Below are 20597 nucleotides of genomic sequence, written 5' to 3'. Positions count from 1 at the left end.
CACTTCCACTTTTTGAAATGCCCGCCTTCATGCTCCTTGCTCCTGCGTCTACAAGTTAATGCTAGCGGAGTAAGCTTCCTCGTCGCATGCCTTGCGAGATGCATTTCAGGTAGTAGGCACGCACCTTGCGCTCCAATCAACCTGTCAATGAAGAAAATAATAAAACATTCAAAAGCAACTATCCTATAGAAAAGAGCCTATTAATAAGATAAAAAGAATACCTTATTTTTTAGGTTGATCATGTGTGATATGATAAGTAAAAAAATGAGGTGAGCCACTTGTCCCACGATTCAAACTGCATTTTTTGTAAAATTGTTGCGGGAGAAATTCCATCCTACAAAGTGTACGAAGACGAAAACGTTCTAGCCTTCTTAGACATCAGTCAGGTAACAAAAGGACATACGCTGATCATTCCTAAAGAGCACTCCACAGATATTTTTGAACTGCCTGCAGAAACAGCAGCGAAGCTTTATTCTGTCGTGCCTAAAATTGCCTCTGGAATTAAACAAACGTTTAACCCGATCGGTCTAAACATCTTAAACAACAATGGTGAAGCAGCTGGACAGTCTGTTTTTCATTACCACATGCACTTCATTCCACGTTACGGACAAGGTGACGGATTTGGAGCAGTCTGGAAAACACAGGATACCCCTGCAGACGAAATGACTGAGATCGCTCAACATATTAAAGAGAACGTTAAAAACTAACGTTACATAGTAAAGCTGCCTTTTTTAAAACTGGGCAGTTTTTTCATATTCTTTTTTGCACAATCTTTGTTGCTCTTGAAAGTAGTTGATCTCCGTTACAGGATGCTCGCTTTCCGGGGGGCGTGCGGTGAGCCACCTTGTCGCATCGCTCTTAGGTTCTCACCTGTCCCGCTCATCCCCCAGGAGTCTCGCACCTTGCACTCCAATCAACCTTTCAACAAAGAAATTGAAGAAATATTTGAAAGTAGCCACAATCCTTAAAGCTGTTCAATACAGTAAGAAACCGCAAATTGACTGCGGACGATTTTATGGGAGTTTATTTTTTTGAGGAGGAGAACGATGACACGCATCTATTTTCAAGCCGGACCCACAATATTGCCAAAAGAGGTTATGCAGCAAGCAAAGGAAGAGTGGGATGACTTCTTAGGTACTGGGTTAAATATTATGGAGCATAGCCACAGGGGTTCAGAATATGAAGGCATCCATAATCAAGCGAAAACACGCATGAAACGTTTGCTCAATATACCAGATACACATGAAGTCTTGTTCTTACAAGGTGGAGCAAGTCTACAGTTCGCTATGATTCCAATGAATTTTATTCAAGGTGGAAAGACTGCAAAATACGTACTCACCGGGGCATGGTCTGAAAAGGCTTATAAAGAAGCTCAGAAGATCGGATCGTGTGAAGCAGTGATTACAGGTAAGGACTCTGACTATCGCACCCTTCCAGAGATGGATTATGTATCTAGCGAAAATGACGCCTATCTTCATATTACTTCCAATAACACGATCTATGGCACACAATGGTCAGATCTAAATGGCTTCACACATCCAAATCTTGTAGCGGACATGTCGAGCGATATTATGAGCAGACCCCTATCTGTTGAAAATTATGGATTAATCTATGCGGGTGCTCAAAAAAACCTTGGACCATCAGGAGTAACCGCCGTTATCATACGTAAAGATCTGCTACAGGAAAATAAATCTGTTCCATCAATCTTGTCGTATTCGGTTCATGCAAAAAATAATTCTCTATACAACACGCCTCCTGTTTACTCCATCTACTTGCTAAATCTTGTACTAGGTTGGGTAGAAAAATGTGGTGGTGTCATCGAAATGGAAAAGAGAAATCATCATAAAGCTGGAGTCATCTACGACACGATCGATAGAAGCAATGGGTTCTACAACGGGTATGCTACACCTGAATCACGTTCAAACATGAATGTGACTTTCACTCTTTTGAATGAAGAACTGGAAAAGCAGTTTATAAAAGAGAGTGAAGAAAACGGAATATATGGGTTAAAAGGACACCGGTCGGTCGGGGGATTCAGAGCTTCAATCTATAATGCTGTTCCTCAAGAATCGTGTGATACCCTTGCACAGTTCATGAAACATTTTCAGGAAAAATACGGAAAGTAGTTTACAAACCTTTTCAGTTGTACGTACATCTGTTAACATAAAGGTACTTTCGCATTAGGCCAAGAGGGCACTATTGGAAAGAAATTAGGCTAAGAGTAGCTGAGGAGAGATGAGAAAATGAATACGAATACTAAATCATTAGCTTTAACATCTGTACTTATTGCATTAGGGTATGTGTTACACACCGTTGTACCCCCATTATTTTTTGGAATGAAACCAGACTTATTACTCGTGATGATGTTTTTAGCCATCATGCTATCACCTACTAAACAAAACGTGATCATTGCAAGTATGGCAGCTGGAGTCATTTCAGCACTTACAACTGGTATGGCCGGCGGACAGATCGCCAATATCGTTGAAAAACCTATAACAGCTTTTATCTTTTTGGCGTTGTTCTTACTTGCTAAAAAAGTAAAAGTAAATGCGATAAGCGCCGTTCTGCTAACGGTAGTCGGAACGATTATCAGCGGTACTCTGTTCCTCATGGTAGCCATGCTCGTAGCTGGATTACCTGGTACATTACTTAGCTTTATTGGAATGATTGTTGTTCCAACTAGCATTGTTAGCGGTTTGATCATGTTTTTTATCTATCCAATCGCAGAACGATTATCTAAACGTTCAAACTTAACTGCTAATTAAATCATGATAATGTCAAAATAAAAAGCCAGCTCCTATGGAGTTGGCTTTATGTATTTATCCTCTTCTTCTTTTTCTTCTTCCCACGTCTGGAATGCTGCTATCTCAGTTGATAGCGTTGAAAAAATAAAAGCTAAGACAGTTGCATCATCCAATAGTCCTGCTCCTATCAAAAAATCAGGCACTGCATCAATTGGACTAACAAAATACAGAAGTCCTGCTACCACTAATAGTAAAGATTTTTTCGAGACATCACGATAATCGCCTCTTTTATATGACTTTACCATTCGAACTAACGCTTTTACTTGAGAGCCTAGGTTACTTAAACCTTGTTTATCTGGTTGCGAACTTTTTTTCTCAGCTTCTGTAACGAGCTCACCCGTTTGAGTAGAACTTTCGAGCACAGCATTCGCTTTTTCCTTCATTTTATTAAAGTAGTTGCCGATCGTGTTTTGTTTCAACCCATATCCCTCCATTCTTTTTATTATGTATACCCTCTTTTAAACCTCTTCGTCAATTATGAAACTTTTTCCCTTTTCATTTATTTTATATTATCTTTCTCCATCTTTCTCCAAAGTCAGTCAAATATCTTCTGTTTTAGACAAGTATGACAATTTTTTGAAACAAGGTACAGCGTCACTATTCCCTTCTAACTTTCCTATTGTATCAACGGTTTTCAAATTTCGACCGTTCTATAAAAGCATAATCTTGAATGTCCAAACATGACGAAATCTATCGGGAAATATTTTTATATTCGTCATTATTTTTCATAGGAATATAAGAGAAATTCACGAATTCATTAGATAATAAAAGAATGAGGAGGAATTATAAGATGTCTAAACAAAAATCCATGGTAGTAGGTTTCGCATTAGGAACGGTGGTTACTGCAGCAGCTACTCTGCTTTCTACACCAAAAGCAGGTAAAGAAGTAAGACAAGATCTTAAAGTGAATATGGATAAAATGAAATCGACGTTCTCCAGCATCAAGCGTGATGGCATTCAGCTTAGAGCAAAGATCAGATTTGCTAACAAAGAAAAAGAAGAGGCTCTACAAGAAACAGCTGCCTCTACAATTGAAGAAGCTCCTGAAAAAATGGAGCAAGAAATTAAATAATCCCAAAAAAATTCTCCCTTTTTGGAGAATTTTTTTTATCTATACTTAGGAACGATTATGAACACTTACATTTACACCATATCAGCTAAAAGTTATATAACTATTTTACTAAAAAATAAGGAAAAATTGAAAAATTTTACTTTCTTATTATAGGAAATACTGGCATAATGAGGAATAGGATGTGTTTTATAAGATGGAGGGGCATTTTAAAAATGAACAAAGATCAATTATATAGTTTTCAAGAAGCCATGATCTATAGTCACAAACTTTCACAGATTAGTAAAGCTTTATGGAAAAGTGTAGAAAAAGACTGGCAAAATTGGATTAAGGATTATGGTTTAAACATCAATGAACACCATATTCTATGGATTGCTCATCATCTTGAGGGTGCATCAATCTCTGATATTGCAAAATTTGGCGTTATGCACGTATCCACCGCTTTTAACTTTTCAAAAAAGCTTGAAGAACAAGGCTATCTAACATTTTCTAAAAAAGAAGATGATAAGCGAAATACATATATTTGTCTAACACCTAAAGGTGAAGAGCTTTTACTTCAAACATTGAACACGTACGATCCTTCAAAGTTTGGTGTTTTCAGTGCTTCAATGCCGATTAAAGAGTTATTTGGAAGATTTCCTGAGTTTCCTGAATTGATGTCGATCATCCGCAACCTTTATGGCGATGACTTTATGTCAATTTTCAACAAACTCGAAGAAAAGATCGAAGCATCATTAGATGATCAGCCTGCATCACCTGTGATAGCAGCTGAAGAAATTGCCTCTTCTCATTCGTAACGTACAGATAACTCATAAAGCTTCTCCATCAAAGAAATATACTTTTCTTGTTGAAGCAAAGCAGTAATCGTTTCTCTTGGGGAAAGCTTTGGCGTTAACATGCCTGCAAAATGCAACAATAGCGGTGTGTAATGTACAAAGCCTTCTTCACTCTGCATTTCATATTTTCGTTGAAGCTCATCGCAAAGAAGGAAGACTTTATTCACTTCTTGCTCGGTGAGCTTTTTTTCCATGACTAGTCTAAAAAACGGATACGCTGTAAGATCGACACTCTCAATCGTTAGCTGATTATAAAATTCTAGTCGTTCAAGTCGTTCTTCCACCGTCTCCATACAAAACCCTGCTTTCTAGTCATTGTCTGTCTATAATAATTATAATCCAACTTTCTCCATTTGGGTATGTATAATTGAGGAAGAATAAATAAAGCGCTCCTTCCCCACCGTGCTCGGGTAGAAGCGCTTTTTCTAGTTTTTCGTATAGACTCCCAATTTAATAGAATTCTTCTTTAGATCGAATTCTTCCGCTTTCACCGCATAGCCTTTCTTTGTTGGCATTTCGGTCACTCTCATCAAAATGCTCTCATCTTTCGGATAGACATCTACCCATTCAGGAAACTGAACGGTCTTTTTGATCAGTGTAAACACCTCGTCACCGGGTAGTGGGAATCGCCCTACTTGCATATCTTTTTCCTTTAATAACAGATCACCGTTTTCAAGAACCTCAGGCTCAAATGTAACTTGGTAAGGAAGCTCTTGATCAAATGCGATAAATGAACCGTTAAGCACGGCTTCATCATTTCTTAAATTTACGTATACGTTCACATCTGGCGCTTTTTTGCGGAGCTCTTTATTTAACAGATCTTCCACCTGTTCTTTTTCTGTATGTATGCTTAAGAGCTTTTGATTGTCTCGAATATCTGTATCTAGTGAACTACGATCTAAACGGCCACCACCAGGATCACTAAAAAGCAGAACAGCTATGGCGATTGGTACGATTAAAAATAGAAGCAATAGTGTAAAAAATGCCGTTTTCCATTTATTCATAAATTTCTCTCCCTCTCTCATCTCTTAGAAGTTATTTTCCTATTCATATTCCACATATTTTGGTAAAGTTAAACAAGTAGTTCATGTTGGAGGTTTTCATATGGCAGGCTATATCTTCGTTTTTTTGGCACCAATCTTTTTATTCGTATTCAACTCACTCACTCACAAGTTATGTGACAAAAAGAACTTGTCCTCAAAACAGCAAGACTCGGTTTATCGTACGATCAACGTTTCTATTACCATTCTGCTCATTTCATCCTATGTTTCAAACGTTCTATAGAAAATATAAAAAGGGGGAACCTGAATTGCATTCCCCCTTGAGTAACTGTACCATACACATGCTGCACCTTTTGATCAAGAGTAGTAAAACACACATTAACGAAACTGCTTATAAACGTCAAGCCTGATCAGTCCCCCTTCGTACGAAAAGGTACTGCTGAGCCGTCATTTATTTTAGCAGAAACATGCAGCACCTACGATAATCAAAAGAATAAACAACACAACAATCAATGCGAAGCCTTTTCCATGCCCGTATCCACCGTAACCCATGAAAGCCACCTCCTTTGATATTCTGTACACTATCCTATGCATGACCCGTAATTCACGCATAGGCATTCGCCCTTTAAATTAATTTAAATTTCTATTCACCATCAATAGCAGTAACAAGCTCCAATAATGATGAGAAGGATAAAAAGGACTAAGATTAGTGCTATTCCTCCCCCATGACCGTAACCATAACCCATCATCATACCTCCCTTTTCTTTCTCCATATCATATAGTGATACGCCCTATTGTGATTAGACGAATGACCCGGTTTTAAAATTTTTTTTATTAAAATCGTGTAGAATACCCGAAAATACTGGATTTATAATGTGTAAATTTTCTCATATTTCATTTATTGAATAGGAATACCTATAACGTTTATGCTATAGTAAGAGTTGTTAAATTATTACTTCACAGTAGGAGTGTTTGAAAATGAAAAAATGGATGTTATCAGTAGGGCTCACAGCGGGACTCATTTCATTATCCGCTTGTAATAATGCTGGTGGTGCTGATTCAGAAGCCATCGTAGAATCTAAAGCAGGAGATATTACGAAAGAGCAATTCTACAATAAGATGAAGGAACAATACGGAGACCAAGTTCTTAGTCAAATGATCGACGAAATGGTGCTCGAAGATAAATATAAAGTAACAGACAAAGAGATTGAAAAAGAAACAGAGAAGATCAAAGAAGAGCTTGGTGGCGAGGATGCTTTCAAACAAGCACTTGAGCAAAACGGCTTATCTGACGAAAAACAGCTAAAAGAACGCATCAAGTCTATGCTTTTAAATGAAAAGGCAGCAACAGAAGGTGTTAAAGTTTCTGAAGCTGAAATGAAGAAAACATTTGATGAAAAATACAAAACAGAAGTTAAAGCGAGCCACATTCTTGTAGAAGATGAGAAAACGGCTAAAGAAGTTCAAAAGAAATTGAACGAAGGCGGAGACTTTGCTAAATTAGCGGAAGAATACTCTAAAGACCCTGGTTCAAAATCAAAAGGTGGAGACCTTGGCTTCTTCGGTAAAGGCGCAATGGTTCCTGAATTCGATAAAGTTGCTTTTACTCTTGAAAAAGGAAAAACAAGTGAACTGGTTAAGTCTGATTATGGTTACCACATCATTAAAGTAACGGACAAGCGTGAAAACAAGTTCGAAGACAAGAAAGAACAGATCGAACAAGAGCTTAAGCAGCAAAAAGCGAAGCCTATTACTGAGATCTTAGAAAGCCTGAAGAAAAAAGCAGATGTTAAAGTAAAAGATAAAGAATTAAAAGAAAAGATGGAAAAGAAAGCAGAACAACCACAAACGCCACAGATGCCTCAACAATAATGGCATAAAATATGAAAAACCAGACCCTTGATGGGGTCTGGTTTTTGTTTTGTACTTATACAGAAGGCTATGGGCATCAAAATTGGATGCAATAGCCACAGAGAAGTTACAGATCACATAAAAATTGTGGCGAATCACACAAAAAATACACGTCATCACATAAAAAATACATGTCATCACATAAAAAAATCGGATTATCATATAAAAATGAAAACATCAGCCGAACATGTCTATCCTAGAAAGACAGAACAATCAAAAGACCTGCTCTTAGCAGGTCTTTTCCTTAATTCTACAGACGATTTGAATCATCATGATAATGATCTTCATCCCCTGCTGCTGCAACTAAATCCTCTGCATCATCATCTTCAGCGGAAGACTGAGCTGATTCTTGAGCTTTTGCTCTTTCGATTCGCTCCATGTATACTCTGCCTTCTTCTTCAATCACTCTTTGCTCAATTTCACGATCTTCTTGAAACAATGTAACGATCCGATAACCACTATAGATAATGCCGCAAAGCACAAAATACATCCACCATGGAGTCATAGTAAAGAAGTTGCCCACTCCAGCTGAATATTCTTTTAACACAAAGGCAGCTATGAGTATGGCACCGAAAAATAAAGCAGCGTATCCTTTCATCATCTAACTCCCCCTTATTAGACAAGCTTTTAATCCAGTCTATGAGGGAAAATAAGAAGTTATGTCATGAAAGTGCAGGTTCAGCTTTAGATTCTTTTTCCGTTTTGTTGGACTCCATTTTTTTATCAAACGCACGGAACATCAAGTAATAGAGTCCTGCACTTATTACCGCTAAAACAAACAGAAGGTAGAACGTATTTTCAAAACCAATCCACATCGTTAATGGAATAGAGATCGGTGCGATCGTACGTCCGATTGTAAAGCGCAGACCCGCTGCAGCAAAGTACTGCCCTCTCATGTTTTCCGGCGCTAGCTTAGAAATAAAACTTTCTTGAATTCCAACTACCATTAGCTCAGCCGTTGTAAAGATGACCATCGCACCAAAAAGGATCCACATCATCGTCGTACTTCCGAACACTAGCATCGATACACCATATAGAAGTGCAGAAAGTATAAATACCCTGCCTTCTTTGAATCGATTCATCCATTTAGCCATCCAAACTGTACATAACGCTACCATCAATCCGTTAAGCGAGATCAGATAACCAAAAACCTTTTCACCCGTTAACGAAATATCCCAATTGCCAATGGCAAAAAGCGATTGCTCTGGTACTTTTTCTGTTGTATAAACAGCTAGGAGTAGATCCATCTGCATGAAGGTCTGAGCTACAAGAATACCCGCTAAGATAAAGAGCAGGAATAACTTATCGCTCGCGATCACTCGATAGTCTTTCAACTGTTCGCCGATCGCCTGGAACCAATTCTTATCAGTCCCTACTTGTTCTAATATTTCTTTCTTTACCGGAACCGTTTCACGAATGTATTTCGCTAACACAACAGCTAACACAACGCTTACGAGCAAACATGCTAGCAATAATTCAAAACGGTAAGAGAAAAAGAAGATACTTCCTAATACAGGACCAAAGACCACCGATATATTAATCGATGTGTAAAACACTGCAAAAACTTCACTTCTATGCTTTTCTTCTACAACGTCTGCGATCATCGCATGACTAGCTGGCCAATAGAGAGAACCAAACAAACCTAACGCTGAAAACGCAATAAACGTTAAAATTGGCGAATCCATCCACGGTGAGTTAGCAAGACAGAAAAATATAAACGTTGCTGCCTGGCCCCAAGCCGAGATTACCATCATCTTCTTTCGTCCATATTTATCCGCACAATAGCCACCTACAAGGTTTGTGATGACACCGACAACTTGTGACAGGACTAATAAAATACCAGCTGTTGTTTTTCCCATTTCATCTGAAAAGTAAATCGCCATAAACGGGAAGAACATCCAAAACAATAGATTTACAAAAAACTCTCCAATTAAACGAACCTTTAGATTAGCATCCCAATCTTTCCATCTCATGCTGTCCACTTCTTCCTTTTTGTTATTTCCGACACTGTTGATTTATCTGATCCAACTTTTGAGCAGTCACCTTCATAAGGAAGCCATGAATACAGCAATTTTTCCAATGAGAGCATAGAAAAAAGCCTATGAGTATACACAGTCACATGTGCATACCATAAGCTTTTCGTTAAAAAAGGCTCGGGATGACACATGGAGAGATTGCTCAAAAGCAGGTAGATCGCATAGCAAAATAAGCCTTCCCAGATGGGACTAGACGTTATTTAGCTTGCTTTCTTACCTTACCTTGAACAATGCTAACCATGAGTCATTGCCTCCTAAAATTTCGTTTCTTGACTTCCAATTCCAAATTTACCATATCTCCCATTTTTACACAATGGGTTAATTTTATTAATATTGGTGCTTCGTTGTCCTTGTCAGTTGTTGATTTCCGTTTCAGGTTGTTCGCTTTCCGCGGGGCAGGCGGTGAGCCACATTCGTACGTTTCACTTTTAAGTGTCTCACCTGCCCGCCTGTCCCGCAGGAGTCTCACACCTTCCACTACAATCAACTTATCAAAGAAGACAATAAAAACGATTAATAGCAAAAAACACTACAATACTGCCTTTATAATAGGGCCTTAATTTTTAGCAAACTCCCCTTGGAAAAGGGGCTTGTATAACGATCGATTTTCTAGAGCGAACTGCTTATCTGTAAATTCTCCAGGCTGTACCTTTTCGAGTGCGCGGTCCATCATATTCATTCTAGCATCAAAATTATCGATCATATGAAGGATCTCTGCTTCACGAATCAACGGCGCTTTAGGGCTTCCCCACTCTGGTTTACTGTGGTGACTTAAAACTAGATGCTGAAGGACGGTTACTTCTTCTCCTTCGATCTCTAACTCATCTGCCGCCTTTCCGATCTCGTTCACCATGATTGTAATGTGACCGAGCAGCTTTCCTTCGAGTGTATAAGACGCAGCAACTGGTCCTGACAGCTCGATGACTTTTCCAAGGTCATGCAGAATAATTCCAGAATAAAGAAGATCCGTATCTAGAGATGGATAGAGTTTGCTGAATGCTTTTGCCATGTCCAACATGGATACAACATGAAAAGCAAGACCTGACACAAACTCATGGTGGTTCTTAACCGCAGCAGGGTATTCCAGAAATTCAGCTTGGTGTTTCTTTAATAAGTGTCTTGTGATTCGTTGAATATTTGGATTCTTCATCTCAAATATGTATTTGGTGATCGTCTCTACCATCGCGTCTTGAGATAATGGAGCGGTTTCTAGGAAATCACTAACCTTAACACCATCTAGTTCCGTTGCAGGGCGAATGGCTTTAAGCTTTAACTGCATTTTTCCTCTGTAGTTCCCCATCTCACCTGCTAGTTTTACGATAGCTTGAGCGGCATAAAGCTCTTCGTCTTCTGGTGAACTATCCCATAGTTTTGCCTCCACATCACCTGTTTGATCTTGAAGGATCAGCGTCAAGAATGGTTTACCATTACTTGCAGTCCCTTTTACAGATGATTTGATAAGAAAGAAACCATCTACGATCTCTCCTACCTTATAAAACGCAAGTCCTTTTTTCATCTTTCACCCCGCCTTTCTTTGCTTTAGTATAGCATATCCATCTATTTAACTACTTGTCGTAACACTCTATTTGTAAAAATTACAACTAGTGAATAATTCTCTTCTACCTTTATCTTTTAAGGTTAGTAATCGGAATTTTAATCTGAAAAGCTACACCTTCTGCTCTATTTTCCGCGACTACTCTTCCTCCATGCAATTCCGCAATTCGTTTTACGATAGCAAGGCCGAGCCCAAACTGACCTTTATTTCCTTTACGGAACGGCTGAAAAATCTCTTCTCCAGTTACACCCGTAAGACGTTCTCCATCATTAAACACTTCAATAACATATTCAGATCCGTTATTAAAAGCAGAGAGCCGAATCGTCTTATGTGCATAACGCAATGCGTTCTGAACTAAATTATCAAGGAGGATGCCCCATTGCTCTTTATCGCCGTTCAGATTGTAATGATTACCTGTAATCTCAAAATCTATATCTTCACGCTGATATCTGAAACGTTCGACAATATCTTCTGCCAGGTCACCAAAGTTAAAATTCTCTTTTGTTAATACATCAAGTTTCAAAGCATCAAGCTTTGTATAGTACAGCATGTTTTGAACACGCTTTTCCATTCTTTCGGTTTCTTTTAAGATCACGTCCATCATATCTTCCGTTGTATCCTTCGGCATGATGCCATCTTTGACAGACTGAGCGTAACTCTTAATCGTCATAATCGGTGTCTTTAATTCATGAGAAGCGTGCTGAATAAACGTTTTCTGTGCATGGTCATGTCTTAACAAGTTTTGACGCATCTCTTCAAACTGCTTGGAAAGAATATAGAATTCATCGTCACCCTTCCAATGAAACGGCTCTTGCCAGTTGCGTTTAGCGATCTGTTCGAAACGCTTTCCTAAGATGGTGAGTGGCGATCGTAAATACCGCGCTAACCAAATTGCAGGAATGATTGAGAATATGCCCGTGAACAATAAGATCAGTACGAGTCTTAGCCATAATCTGTTGACCATTTGATCACGATACGTATCCCACATATAGGAGATTAAGTATACCTTTTCGCCTTTTACGTTAGTCTTTGTTGTGATTGCATAAAACAAGGTCGCATCTTCGTACGTTAACTCGTAACGACCTTTATTCTTCTTTTGGTTGTATGCTTTTTCAGCCATCTCATAAAGAACTTCATCAGGTACAGGGTCACCTTGTGAGTTGGCGTACTTGTCAACAATCACAACATGTCCAACATCACGAGCTGCATTCCTTCTCTCAATAAAATCAGTTGGAGACTCCCCTTCTCTAGGAAGCTGATTATTGGGATCCCAGACATTCTGCTGTTCGTTCTCAATGATTCGATACGTTTCTTCAGTCAGCGTGTCTTTAATGGAAAGCGGATAGATGATCGCTGTTAAGAGACCGATCGTAAATATCAGCAAACCGAATGAAAGCCATATCCGCTGAGTTAGATTTAAGCGTATCATGACGGTATGATCCTATAACCGGCTCCGTAAACGGTCTCTAAGTTCAATCGAGGCATCTTCTTACGAACGCGTCTGATGACATCATCCACGGCACGTTCAGATCCGAAATAATCGTCTCCCCACACATATTCTAGAATCTCTTCTCGCTTACGAGACTTCCCTTTATTCTCAATCAAATAAAGAAGTACATCGATCTCTTTTCCTGTAAGATTAATCATCTCTCCATCACGTGTGATCTTTCTTGAGATCGGATCGATCATATATCCTGTAATTTCAATCGTTTGTGGCAAACGGTTACCGGTTTCATAGATTCTTGTTAGCAGTTTTCTTACGCGAATAACGAGCTCTCTTGGCATGAAAGGCTTGGCTAAATAATCATCACTGCCAAGCTCAAGTCCAACGATTCGATCTAAATCTTGGTCTCGAGCAGAAACAAAAATAACAGGAATGTCTGAAACCTTTTTGATCTCTTTAATTATTTCATAGCCATCCATACCTGGCAGCATAATATCTAATATCCAAAGATGCGGTTTGTTTTCTTCCGCACTTTTCAAGGCATCTTCTCCATTATGAAAAACCGAAACGCTCCAGCCTTCTTTTTCCATATACGCTTTCAGCACTTGAGCAAGATCTTGTTCATCCTCGACTAAGTAAATGGAATACTCATTTGACATGAGCCATTCCCCTCCTTTGGTTACATTTCAGCGATAACAGATTGATGTGGCCAATGTATGACAGGGACTGCCGGAACCGTAGATGCAATATGTTTATGACAGGTAAAGAATAACACCTGCCGATCAAACGCCGTTTCTTGTATCAATTGTAATGTTCGTTTTGTCCTTATTCCATCAAAGTTAACCGCAATATCGTCCATTAAAATCGGAAAGTCTCTTGGCCCAGCATGATAAGCTACTGCTAATCGTATAGCCAAATACACCTGTTCAGCAGTACCTCGACTTAACTCATGCGGATAAAAACCTAAACCATCCCCATTCAGAACCATTAATTCATTATTATCTGTGAATGTGATAGATTGATATTCACTTTCTGTTATTTTACTAAAATAAACACTCGAAGTCTCTAAAACCGCTGGCAGCTTTGTTTTTTGATAATCTTCCTTCACTTTTGAAAGTGCATGCTGTGCAAGTCGCAAGCTTGCCCACTTCTTTACTAGCGTGTTCCATTCTTCTTTAAGCATCTCATATCGATGCAGGTTCTCTGAGTAACTGCCATCTTCAAGCAGTTTTGTTAATTCCCAATCCAACTTTCCTTTTGCTTCTATCTTCTCATCATACCGTTTTTGCTTTTCTTGTACCTGTTCTTCTAAAACCGAAATATGGTGCATTGTTGTTTCATAATTCACCGTTACTTTTTCTGCCATTACTGCGATTTCATCCTTTGAAAATCCTAACGATATAAATTGATTATAAAGCGTTTCACGTTCTTCTTTTAGCTTGCCGAACCGTTCCTTGTTCTTACCTTTTACATAAAAGTCCGCTTCGTTGCTAACTTTAGCTGCATCCCATAGACTGCGGATCTGAATATCTATAAAAGAAATCTTTTTCTGAAGCTCATTCTTCCGCTCGATGAGTTCTTTTTTGTTTTGCTGAATGTGATCTGCTCTCGACTGATTTTTAAGTTGCTTTTCTAATTCTGCATAACAAGAGTTTATGAAGCTTTTGGTATCTTCCTGGACTTCTTCACCTAATGCAAGCGAAAGTGAAGAAGCCTTCTTCTCATAACTGCTTTGTTTAAATTCTATATCCTGCACTTTATTCTCTGCATCATTTCGCTGTCTTAGCAGCTCTTTAAGCTGAAGCACTCGTTTCATATAACCGGAAACAAAAAGACGATCCAACTTCCCTCTGTATCCTTGATCAGACGCCCATCGTTTCGCATGGTCCCAGACAGATGCTTCTTCCACCTCTAAATAATCCAGACGTTTAGCAAGCTGTACATAAATGTTGTTTTCATTAGAAAGCTGTAATGAGAGCTCAAGCCATTGTTTCCTATGAACCTCATCTTCTAACAATCGCTGATGTACGTGTTTTGGCATCTCTTCATCAGACTGATTCCTCTTTAAATACAGAAAACTTAGTACTAGCGATGTAATCAGCAGCAGCACTCCTCCAAGCATGACAGGAGGATGGTTTGAAACCCAGCCCGACCATAGAAGTAAGAGGGAAGAAAGAATGGGTAATAGTGTTGTGTAAACAGGAATCTTTCGAGTTTCTTTATGATTGGAGTGCTGATACTTTGCATATTCTTCTTCAGAAAGAAGGTTCTTTTTTTGCTTTGCTTCTTCCGTTTCTAATCGCTCCAACTTCACTCTAGAATCCTCGAGCTCGTCTTCTAACCTGTTTTTTTTATCTTGAATCTGCTCATTCTGCCTGATTAAATCTTCTAGAAAATGAAGCGATGATAAAGATAGTGAAAGTTCCTTAAGTTCTTTTTCAGACCACGTTTCACCAATTTCATCATAAAGCTCTCTTTCTTCTTTTCTTAACGACTGAATGTGGTGCTGTAGCTCTTGAAGCTGGTTGAAAAGATGTTCATATTCAGGAAGTAAGTTAAACAAACGTTTAATCTCTGTTTCATACTGTATGATATTTTCATTACTTATGATGGATCCGAGCTCAGCTTCAGCATCTTGAATACGGCTATCATCGTAAGTTAAGTCACCTTTCAGGCGTGACAATTCTTTTCGTAGCTCCTCATATTGTTGCAGACCGTTCTCTGGAAAAGAATATGGTTCAGAATCAAAAGAGCGAATCTCGACATCAAGCTGCTTGTACCTTTGCAATACGGGCTTTAATTCGAGCAGCCTCTTGTTTGAGAGAAGTTCGGTTTGAATCTCTGTTAGTTTTTGTTTAATTACTTCTAGATCCTTTTCATGGCCATCTTTCTCGTTCGTTAACGCTTGATAACTCTCATTTTTTTCTTTTAAGAGTTGCAGAGATTTTGCTGCAGATGATAGCTGTTCTAATCTTTCATTAATGATTGGTTTTTTACCTGCCTTTTTAAATAAAAGGGCTTGTTTCTTTTCAAAGGTCTGTTCGATGTCAAGCAGATCACGGTCACCTGAGATCGCGGTGCTTAATAAAAAGTTGCCAAGTTCTTCTGATGATAACTTGTCTAATTTTTGTAATCCATCTAGTCCAAAGCAAAAAGCACCCGTATACAGTGATTGTTCCATACCGTCCAACAACTGCAGCAAAAATCCCTCTTCTTTCTGTTGACCGCTTTCATTATAAAGCCTTAGATCACCGGTTACAGTTGAACGTGCAACTCTCTCAATCGTCCATGTTCCGTGAACCTGATGATGAATGGTAATCTTACCACCCATTCTGTTTCCGTCTTTCGGTTCATAGCGGCGTTGATTTTGACTTTTTGTCGGAAATCCGTAGAACATACATTTAATAAAATCCATTAGAGTGGTTTTTCCGGCTTCGTTTTGTCCGTAAAGAATCTGCAGCCCTTTGTCTTCGAAGGAAATTTTACAATCCTTTAATCCACCGAAATGATAGATATGTAGGGTAACAAGTTTCATTTTTTCACCTACCTGCTTTTATGAAGTTCAGATAATAACAATTGTTCTGCTTGTTGTTTGATATCTTCCCAATCTTGTTCGTTCAACTCTATGTATTTTCTAGCTGTTCTGTGTGTCGATAACTCTGAAATCGCTAATTGCAATTCTGTGTCATCCTCTAAAATACTCTGTAGATCTTGAAAAAAGGCTGACTGTTTCATTGATTGTTCCTCTTGAAGAGATGGACTTGTTACATTCTTGATCGCAACAACATGCACAAAAGAAGAATCATAATCTTCTTCTCGCAAGATTTCTTCTAGATCTTCTATGAATGTTCCATCCAAAAGCTCATGATAAAGCTGTGTTTGACCCGTCAACTTTAAGACGAGAAGTACACCTTTATTTTGCTGCAGATACGTGCTGATTTTTTTTTCGCACAAAAGGATCACTTCTTGCAGACTATCAACCTCTGTTAAATCAACTAGGCATTCCTTCCACTCGATTTCAGACGTGGAGTAAAACTGACTTTTTACTTCATTATGGTTTAATGTAACGATGTAACCACCTTTTTCACCTAATTCTCCACTATGTCTGCCTTGTATATTCCCTGAATAACGAACAGGTGGTTCGAGATTTAAATCGATTCGTTTATGAATGTGGCCGAGCGCCCAATAATCGTAGCCTTTTTTTAGAAGCTCTGTTAGTAAAAAAGGTGCATATCTGCTATGTCCGCTATAACCATCAGCCTGTCCATGCAAAATACCGATATGATACAGTTCATCTCTTTTTTCTGGATAGTGTAATGTTCGATCATCTGTGACTGCTGCTGTTTCATAGCTGAATCCGTGCAGAGCTGCTGCTACTCTTCCCTGTTTTTCAAAATGAAGAGTCTGAATGTGGCTGCCATCAAAAAAGTGCACATTGCTTGGCCATTCAAGATCTACCCATTGTCCATCTAACGGATCATGATTGCCATGAACAACATATACGTTTATGTTGTGACTGTTCAATTTCATGAAACAATTTTTCAAAAACGACTGAGCTTTTAAACTTCGGTTTCCACTGTCATAAAGGTCACCTGCAATTATTACAAAATCTACTTCTTCTGAGATTGCCAGATCGATAAGCCGTTTAAAGGATACGAACGTGCTATCAAAAAGCCGCTGAAAAAGCCTCTCAGGCAACGAGGAAAGTCCTTTGAACGGACTATCTAGATGAAGATCTGCACAATGTAAAAACTTTATCATTTCACTCATCCTCTTTTTCTACCATTCTTCCCTTCATTTTAACATATATACGAAAGCACGTTCGCTTGTGAACATGTAAAAAAAGAGAGCACGAGGCTCTCTTTTTTCTGGTTAAATGTCAGTTGTATTTTTCTTCTCTTGCTTGGATAAGAGAAGGGCTTGCTTGAACAACTTCAAGGAAGGTGCGTTTCCGTACATCAAAACACCACCGCGATATACTCGAGCACCAATGATTGCGAACAAGAAAATGGCTCCGATTAAAACGCTGATTCCCAATGCTACTTCCCAAACAGGTAATGAAAGCATCCCTACACGAAGCAGCATGAGCATCGGTGTGAACAGCGGGAAGTATGATGCAGCGGCAACAAAACCAGACTCTGGGTTTTCTCTGCCGAACATGGCGATCATAAATGCCGCCACGATCACGATCACTACCGGTGTCATCAGATTATTTACTTCTTCAACTCTGCTGATCAATGAACCAAGCATCGCAAATAGAGTTGAATAGAGGAAGAATCCTAAAATGAAGAACACAAGAGCATAGATGATTAATGACGTTGGAATCTCATTCAGCTTTAGTTCATTTATGATACTTTCACTTCCGCTAAGCTGTCCGTTTAATTTAACTGCCAGAAACCCTCCAGCAACAAACAACGCTAGCTGAGTTAATGCGACGAGTACGATACCAAAGATCTTCCCAAACATTTGTGTCACAGGCGATACTGAAGAAATCAGGATTTCCATAACACGTGAAGATTTTTCTGTTGCTACCTCTACAGCGATCATACTTCCATACATCATAACGGCCATGTACATGAAAAATAGGACCACGTAGACTAGGATGTATACTTGTGCTGCTTCTTCCTCACTTTTCGCTGAATCAGATAATGACTCTTTAGCAAACGAAACCGGCGAATAAATAGCAGCGAGCTGTTCTTGATTTAATCCGATGGACTCAGCGGCTGATTTGTTCTTAATCTGCTGCAGCGCTAGCTCAACATCTGCGATCAAGCTCTGTTGTGTTACATCTTCTGCTTTATATGTTCCTGTAATGATACCTGAGGCATCTTTATCCAGAATTAAAAGTCCTTCAATTTTACCATCAAGTACTGCTTTTTCTGCTTCACTTTCCGATTTCGTAAACGCTTCTGCTTTCAGATCATCACTCGTTTGCTTAAGTTGTGTTTGAAGAGCTGGAAGTGTCTCTCCTGTTCGGTCGATAACCCCAATTTTAGAAGCCTCATCTTCACCGAACATTTTTGTGATCTCGTTCATATTTGTTATGACAAATAACAAACCGATTGTAATCAATGTAGTGATCAGGAATGGTTTCGATTTAATTTTAGATCGGTATGTATGCATCATTACGGTCATAAATTTACTCATGAACAACACCTACTTTCTCGATGAAGATGTCATTTAAGGAGGGTTCCTCAAGTTCAAACTTTCTTACAAATCCTTTTGATCGAATAGCTTGGAATAAATCCTTTGCCACTTCTTCTCGTTCAACTTGAAGAATGATTCCGTCTCCTGTTGTACGATGCTTAATGACTCCAGCCGTATCTTTCAGATAAGTTAGATCAAAGTCTGCTTTAACAGATACGTTCTTTTTCCCAAAAGATCGTTTGATTTCTTTTAGATTTCCTTGAACAACTGACTTTCCTCTATGCATGATACAAAGATGCTGACATAGTTCTTCTACATGCTCCATTCGGTGAGAGGAGAAAACAATCGTCGTTCCTTCTTTTTTCAGCTCATGAACAGCACTCTTTAGAAGCTCGACGTTCACAGGGTCTAGTCCGCTAAACGGTTCATCTAAGATCAAAAGTTCTGGACGATGAAGAACAGCCGCGATGAACTGGATTTTTTGCTGATTTCCTTTAGACAACGCTTCTACCTTCTTATTCAAATACTCTTCTGCTCCGAAGCGCTTCAACCACTTATCCGTCTGTTCTTGAATTTGTGATCGCGTCATACCACGCAACTGCCCGAGATAGATCAACTGCTCTCTAACTGTCAGCTTTGGATACAATCCTCTTTCTTCGGGTAGATACCCTATAAGATCGCTCGTCTCATACGAGATTTCTTTATCGTTCCATGTAATTCTTCCTTGTGATGGTGTTAATAATCCTAAGATCATTCGAAATGTCGTTGTTTTCCCCGCACCATTCGCACCTAACAAACCAAAGATCTCACCTCTAGGAATCTGTAAGTTAATTCCGTCAACGGCTGTAAAACTACCAAACTGTTTCCTTACTTCGTTAATGGTCAACATGACTATATCCCTCCCGCTGTAAAATATACCATATATTCCTAGTACGCGGGGTAATAGCTTAAGTTTCATATAAATTCTTAAGTTTAAGGCAGGAAAAATTCGTCGAATGTTGAAATCCAATTTAGATACGAAAGGAGTTCGATCATCATGAATACATACGCACTAACTGCATACGAAAGTAATGGTGAAAAAATATTGGATGAAACAATTTCTGCACAGAGCGACTCTGAAGCAAAAGAGCAAGGAGAAGCCCGTTTGGCTGAACTGAATATGCAAGAAAAAACGCATCGTCTGACTTCACCAAAGGGACAGTTGCTTCTTTTCCATCGCTAATGAAACTCATGGAAACGAGGGAGAAAACAGTGAGTGAAGTGATTCTGCGAGAAGCTCGATACGATGACAGTTATGAACTTTCTTATTTAATGGGAGAGCTCGGTTATCCAACCAAGCCAGAAGAGATGACAGAGCGATTAGAAACGCTGCTTCCTAATCCGGCTTATGCTTGTTTTGTGGCTTGTGTAAACGACCAAGTGATTGGGATGATCGGCCTTGCAAAAGGTATATATTTTGAAAAAAACGGCTGCTATGCACGTATTACTGCTCTAGTGGTAAGTGAAGAATTCAGAGGAAACGGTATAGGCAAGGAACTTGTTCGTTATGGGGAAGAATGGGCAAAAGAACAAGGCTGTACGGCGATCCTGCTTAATAGTGGAAAACAAAGAACGGATACGCATGAGTTCTATCGTAGTCTAGATTATGATGATACAGGGTTGCGGTTCATTAAAGTGATGCTTTAATTATCAGCCGCTTAACCATGTATAGATTGTTCATTCAGAAGCAAGAAGGTCGAGGAAGATTCTCCGCGTATCAAGAACAAAGAAAAAACCGGATGCTGGATCTAGCAC

At 39.0% G+C, this 20597-nt stretch carries 23 protein-coding genes; 9 read left to right on the top strand and 14 right to left on the bottom strand.

Annotated elements, in window-relative coordinates; genetic code table 11:
• Window positions 1-278: 278 nt before the first annotated feature.
• The 3 genes from ACNJYY_RS04135 to ACNJYY_RS04125 all read left to right on the top strand — a co-directional run bounded on the left by ACNJYY_RS04135 (window position 279) and on the right by ACNJYY_RS04125 (window position 2765).
• Window positions 279-707 carry an HIT family protein gene (locus ACNJYY_RS04135; RefSeq protein WP_416730666.1) on the top strand — a complete coding sequence of 143 codons (429 nt, stop codon included), beginning with the start codon at window positions 279-281 and terminating at the stop codon, window positions 705-707.
• Between the two features lie 339 nt (window positions 708-1046).
• Window positions 1047-2126 carry a 3-phosphoserine/phosphohydroxythreonine transaminase gene (gene serC, locus ACNJYY_RS04130; RefSeq protein ID WP_416730665.1) on the top strand — a complete coding sequence of 360 codons (1080 nt, stop codon included), beginning with the start codon at window positions 1047-1049 and terminating at the stop codon, window positions 2124-2126.
• Between the two features lie 117 nt (window positions 2127-2243).
• On the top strand, window positions 2244-2765 hold the full coding sequence (locus ACNJYY_RS04125) for a tryptophan transporter (RefSeq protein ID WP_416730664.1): 522 nt from the start codon (window positions 2244-2246) through the stop codon (window positions 2763-2765).
• A gap of 32 nt (window positions 2766-2797) precedes the next feature.
• Here ACNJYY_RS04125 and ACNJYY_RS04120 read toward each other — a convergent pair whose 3' ends face one another.
• On the bottom strand, window positions 2798-3223 hold the full coding sequence (locus ACNJYY_RS04120) for a YkvA family protein (protein ID WP_186320596.1): 426 nt from the start codon (window positions 3221-3223) through the stop codon (window positions 2798-2800).
• A gap of 371 nt (window positions 3224-3594) precedes the next feature.
• Here ACNJYY_RS04120 and ACNJYY_RS04115 point away from each other — a divergent pair, with 371 nt between their 5' ends.
• Window positions 3595-3876, top strand: coding sequence for a YtxH domain-containing protein (locus tag ACNJYY_RS04115; RefSeq protein ID WP_416730663.1), 282 nt, complete (start codon window positions 3595-3597; stop codon window positions 3874-3876).
• A gap of 212 nt (window positions 3877-4088) precedes the next feature.
• Window positions 4089-4670 (top strand): HTH-type transcriptional regulator Hpr, encoded by a 582-nt coding sequence (locus ACNJYY_RS04110; protein ID WP_066391382.1) that lies wholly within the window; start codon window positions 4089-4091, stop codon window positions 4668-4670.
• Here ACNJYY_RS04110 and ACNJYY_RS04105 read toward each other — a convergent pair.
• Entirely contained in the window at window positions 4661-5002 is a 342-nt protein-coding gene (locus tag ACNJYY_RS04105; protein ID WP_137790539.1) for a DUF1878 family protein, read from the bottom strand. The two genes, ACNJYY_RS04110 and ACNJYY_RS04105, sit on opposite strands and share 10 nt — an antisense overlap.
• Window positions 5003-5134: 132 nt before the next feature.
• The gene (locus ACNJYY_RS04100; RefSeq protein WP_416730662.1) at window positions 5135-5713 is read right to left on the bottom strand and encodes a YpmS family protein; all 579 of its coding nucleotides are present in this window, start codon (window positions 5711-5713) and stop codon (window positions 5135-5137) included.
• A gap of 100 nt (window positions 5714-5813) precedes the next feature.
• Between ACNJYY_RS04100 and ACNJYY_RS04095 the strand changes: the two genes are divergently transcribed.
• The gene (locus tag ACNJYY_RS04095) at window positions 5814-5993 is read left to right on the top strand and encodes a hypothetical protein (protein WP_066391378.1); all 180 of its coding nucleotides are present in this window, start codon (window positions 5814-5816) and stop codon (window positions 5991-5993) included.
• A 173-nt stretch (window positions 5994-6166) separates the two neighbouring features.
• Here ACNJYY_RS04095 and ACNJYY_RS04090 read toward each other — a convergent pair whose 3' ends face one another.
• Window positions 6167-6262 carry a YjcZ family sporulation protein gene (locus ACNJYY_RS04090; protein ID WP_082861266.1) on the bottom strand — a complete coding sequence of 32 codons (96 nt, stop codon included), beginning with the start codon at window positions 6260-6262 and terminating at the stop codon, window positions 6167-6169.
• Between the two features lie 101 nt (window positions 6263-6363).
• A complete protein-coding gene (locus ACNJYY_RS04085) occupies window positions 6364-6456 on the bottom strand; it encodes a YjcZ family sporulation protein (RefSeq protein WP_416731798.1) in 93 nt (30 codons plus the stop codon).
• Between the two features lie 232 nt (window positions 6457-6688).
• Here ACNJYY_RS04085 and ACNJYY_RS04080 point away from each other — a divergent pair, with 232 nt between their 5' ends.
• Window positions 6689-7582 (top strand): peptidylprolyl isomerase, encoded by an 894-nt coding sequence (locus tag ACNJYY_RS04080; RefSeq protein ID WP_416730661.1) that lies wholly within the window; start codon window positions 6689-6691, stop codon window positions 7580-7582.
• A gap of 289 nt (window positions 7583-7871) precedes the next feature.
• Here the strand turns inward: ACNJYY_RS04080 and ACNJYY_RS04075 are convergent, their stop codons facing one another.
• The 9 genes from ACNJYY_RS04075 to ACNJYY_RS04035 form a co-directional block, all read right to left on the bottom strand.
• Window positions 7872-8222 (bottom strand): sporulation YhaL family protein, encoded by a 351-nt coding sequence (locus ACNJYY_RS04075; protein WP_416730660.1) that lies wholly within the window; start codon window positions 8220-8222, stop codon window positions 7872-7874.
• 61 nt (window positions 8223-8283) lie between these two features.
• The gene (locus tag ACNJYY_RS04070) at window positions 8284-9594 is read right to left on the bottom strand and encodes an MDR family MFS transporter (RefSeq protein ID WP_416730659.1); all 1311 of its coding nucleotides are present in this window, start codon (window positions 9592-9594) and stop codon (window positions 8284-8286) included.
• A 619-nt stretch (window positions 9595-10213) separates the two neighbouring features.
• On the bottom strand, window positions 10214-11173 hold the full coding sequence (yhaM, locus tag ACNJYY_RS04065; RefSeq protein WP_191754759.1) for a 3'-5' exoribonuclease YhaM: 960 nt from the start codon (window positions 11171-11173) through the stop codon (window positions 10214-10216).
• Window positions 11174-11282: 109 nt separating this feature from the next.
• On the bottom strand, window positions 11283-12641 hold the full coding sequence (locus tag ACNJYY_RS04060; protein ID WP_416730658.1) for a sensor histidine kinase: 1359 nt from the start codon (window positions 12639-12641) through the stop codon (window positions 11283-11285).
• Complete coding sequence (locus ACNJYY_RS04055) at window positions 12638-13315, bottom strand: response regulator transcription factor (protein WP_416730657.1); 678 nt, start codon at window positions 13313-13315, stop codon at window positions 12638-12640. Before ACNJYY_RS04055 ends, ACNJYY_RS04060 begins: the two co-directional genes overlap by 4 nt.
• Before the next feature lie 20 nt (window positions 13316-13335).
• A complete protein-coding gene (locus ACNJYY_RS04050; RefSeq protein WP_416730656.1) occupies window positions 13336-16191 on the bottom strand; it encodes an AAA family ATPase in 2856 nt (951 codons plus the stop codon).
• A gap of 8 nt (window positions 16192-16199) precedes the next feature.
• A complete protein-coding gene (locus ACNJYY_RS04045; protein WP_416730655.1) occupies window positions 16200-17417 on the bottom strand; it encodes a metallophosphoesterase family protein in 1218 nt (405 codons plus the stop codon).
• A gap of 111 nt (window positions 17418-17528) precedes the next feature.
• Window positions 17529-18803, bottom strand: a complete 1275-nt coding sequence (locus ACNJYY_RS04040; protein WP_416730654.1) for an ABC transporter permease — start codon at window positions 18801-18803, stop codon at window positions 17529-17531.
• Window positions 18796-19692, bottom strand: a complete 897-nt coding sequence (locus tag ACNJYY_RS04035; RefSeq protein WP_416730653.1) for an ABC transporter ATP-binding protein — start codon at window positions 19690-19692, stop codon at window positions 18796-18798. The genes ACNJYY_RS04040 and ACNJYY_RS04035 overlap by 8 nt, the downstream gene beginning before the upstream one ends.
• 147 nt (window positions 19693-19839) lie before the next feature.
• Here ACNJYY_RS04035 and ACNJYY_RS04030 point away from each other — a divergent pair, with 147 nt between their 5' ends.
• Together ACNJYY_RS04030 and ACNJYY_RS04025 are read left to right on the top strand one after the other, a co-directional pair.
• Complete coding sequence (locus ACNJYY_RS04030) at window positions 19840-20025, top strand: YhzD family protein (protein ID WP_137790551.1); 186 nt, start codon at window positions 19840-19842, stop codon at window positions 20023-20025.
• A gap of 29 nt (window positions 20026-20054) precedes the next feature.
• Window positions 20055-20489, top strand: a complete 435-nt coding sequence (locus ACNJYY_RS04025; RefSeq protein ID WP_260858730.1) for a GNAT family N-acetyltransferase — start codon at window positions 20055-20057, stop codon at window positions 20487-20489.
• Window positions 20490-20597 lie beyond the last annotated feature (108 nt).

Source organism: Fictibacillus tiangongensis, assembly GCF_048083785.1.
In the GTDB taxonomy this organism is placed as follows: Bacteria; Bacillota; Bacilli; order Bacillales; family Fictibacillaceae; genus Fictibacillus.
Note: the sequence above shows the minus strand (reverse complement) of the source record. Positions and strands in the feature narration are given on the sequence as shown.

Excerpts from the sequence above, each read along its gene's own strand:
- ACNJYY_RS04035 (WP_416730653.1), bottom strand. The coding sequence starts at position 19,692 with ATGTTGACCATTAACGAAGTAAGGAAACAGTTTGGTAGTTTTACAGCC.
- ACNJYY_RS04110 (WP_066391382.1), top strand. The coding sequence starts at position 4,089 with ATGAACAAAGATCAATTATATAGTTTTCAAGAAGCCATGATCTATAGT.
- ACNJYY_RS04075 (WP_416730660.1), bottom strand. The coding sequence starts at position 8,222 with ATGATGAAAGGATACGCTGCTTTATTTTTCGGTGCCATACTCATAGCT.
- ACNJYY_RS04050 (WP_416730656.1), bottom strand. The coding sequence starts at position 16,191 with ATGAAACTTGTTACCCTACATATCTATCATTTCGGTGGATTAAAGGAT.
- ACNJYY_RS04030 (WP_137790551.1), top strand. The coding sequence starts at position 19,840 with ATGAATACATACGCACTAACTGCATACGAAAGTAATGGTGAAAAAATA.
- ACNJYY_RS04045 (WP_416730655.1), bottom strand. The coding sequence starts at position 17,417 with ATGATAAAGTTTTTACATTGTGCAGATCTTCATCTAGATAGTCCGTTC.
- ACNJYY_RS04080 (WP_416730661.1), top strand. The coding sequence starts at position 6,689 with ATGAAAAAATGGATGTTATCAGTAGGGCTCACAGCGGGACTCATTTCA.
- ACNJYY_RS04105 (WP_137790539.1), bottom strand. The coding sequence starts at position 5,002 with ATGGAGACGGTGGAAGAACGACTTGAACGACTAGAATTTTATAATCAG.
- serC (WP_416730665.1), top strand. The coding sequence starts at position 1,047 with ATGACACGCATCTATTTTCAAGCCGGACCCACAATATTGCCAAAAGAG.
- ACNJYY_RS04070 (WP_416730659.1), bottom strand. The coding sequence starts at position 9,594 with ATGAGATGGAAAGATTGGGATGCTAATCTAAAGGTTCGTTTAATTGGA.
- ACNJYY_RS04115 (WP_416730663.1), top strand. The coding sequence starts at position 3,595 with ATGTCTAAACAAAAATCCATGGTAGTAGGTTTCGCATTAGGAACGGTG.
- yhaM (WP_191754759.1), bottom strand. The coding sequence starts at position 11,173 with ATGAAAAAAGGACTTGCGTTTTATAAGGTAGGAGAGATCGTAGATGGT.
- ACNJYY_RS04040 (WP_416730654.1), bottom strand. The coding sequence starts at position 18,803 with ATGAGTAAATTTATGACCGTAATGATGCATACATACCGATCTAAAATT.
- ACNJYY_RS04095 (WP_066391378.1), top strand. The coding sequence starts at position 5,814 with ATGGCAGGCTATATCTTCGTTTTTTTGGCACCAATCTTTTTATTCGTA.
- ACNJYY_RS04125 (WP_416730664.1), top strand. The coding sequence starts at position 2,244 with ATGAATACGAATACTAAATCATTAGCTTTAACATCTGTACTTATTGCA.
- ACNJYY_RS04090 (WP_082861266.1), bottom strand. The coding sequence starts at position 6,262 with ATGGGTTACGGTGGATACGGGCATGGAAAAGGCTTCGCATTGATTGTT.
- ACNJYY_RS04100 (WP_416730662.1), bottom strand. The coding sequence starts at position 5,713 with ATGAATAAATGGAAAACGGCATTTTTTACACTATTGCTTCTATTTTTA.
- ACNJYY_RS04055 (WP_416730657.1), bottom strand. The coding sequence starts at position 13,315 with ATGTCAAATGAGTATTCCATTTACTTAGTCGAGGATGAACAAGATCTT.
- ACNJYY_RS04060 (WP_416730658.1), bottom strand. The coding sequence starts at position 12,641 with ATGATACGCTTAAATCTAACTCAGCGGATATGGCTTTCATTCGGTTTG.
- ACNJYY_RS04085 (WP_416731798.1), bottom strand. The coding sequence starts at position 6,456 with ATGGGTTATGGTTACGGTCATGGGGGAGGAATAGCACTAATCTTAGTC.